This is a genomic window from Streptomyces sp. URMC 127, from assembly GCF_051386535.1.
GTDB lineage: Bacteria > Actinomycetota > Actinomycetes > Streptomycetales > Streptomycetaceae > Streptomyces.
Genome location: NZ_JBPQTW010000515.1, coordinates 1 through 399, shown reverse-complemented (window position 1 = coordinate 399; position 399 = coordinate 1). Strand labels below are relative to the sequence as shown.

1 protein-coding gene is annotated in these 399 nt (G+C 67.9%); it reads right to left on the bottom strand.

What is annotated here, in order from left to right; all coding sequences use genetic code 11:
* Positions 1 to 365: AMP-binding protein (locus ACSNOH_RS35185; RefSeq protein ID WP_436725502.1), on the bottom strand; the 365-nt coding region annotated here is incomplete at its 3' end.
* Between the last annotated feature and the right edge of the window lie 34 nt (positions 366 to 399).

The following is a 399-nucleotide window of genomic DNA, read 5'->3' as shown; positions in this document are numbered from 1 at the left end:
AACCCGACAACATCGGCATGCGTCACCTCCACACCCTTGGGCAACCCCGTCGACCCCGACGTATACATCACATACGCGGCCTCCGAACCATCCACCACCGGGCTACTGACGGGTGCCGACTCCCAGTTGCCTCCCATCACATCGGCGTCGATCACCAGCGCCAACCGTGCATCCTCAGCGATGAACTGCAACCGTTCCGCGGGGTAGGCGGGGTCAAGCGGGACGTAAGCCCCGCCGGCCTTCAGTACGGCCAGCATCGCCACGATCGCCTCTACGGACCGCCCGAGCGCAACACCCACCCGGCTCCCCGCACCCACACCCTGCCGCACAAGCCAGCCCGCCAACCGGCCGGCCCGCTCCTCCACCTCCCGATACGACCACTCCCGCTCACCCGCCACC